This is a genomic window from Cohnella baijiui, assembly GCF_020731285.1.
GTDB lineage: Bacteria > Bacillota > Bacilli > Paenibacillales > Paenibacillaceae > Cohnella.
The window spans coordinates 1-310 of the sequence record NZ_JAJFOW010000206.1; the positions used below are offsets into that span (position 1 = coordinate 1).

1 pseudogene is annotated in these 310 nt (G+C 48.7%); it reads left to right on the top strand.

What is annotated here, in order from left to right:
* Positions 1-310, top strand: a pseudogene (gene deoA, locus LKX83_RS32330) (pyrimidine-nucleoside phosphorylase); the annotation flags it as partial.

Genomic DNA, 310 nt, shown 5'->3' on the forward strand with positions numbered 1-310 from the left:
CGGGAGGAACGATTGATAAGTTGGAATCGGTACCGGGCTTTCATGTAGAGATTGATAATAAACAGTTTAACGAGCTGGTGAATACGAATAAAGTAGCGGTAGTTGGACAGAGTGGGAACCTGACTCCTGCGGATAAAAAGCTGTATGCGCTGCGCGATGTGACAGCGACTGTCAATTCCATTCCGCTTATTGCAAGTTCCATTATGAGCAAAAAGATTGCCTCCGGAGCCGATGCCATTGTGCTCGATGTTAAGACGGGCAGCGGGGCTTTTATGAAGGATCTAGAGCATGCCCGCGAATTGGCAGAGGC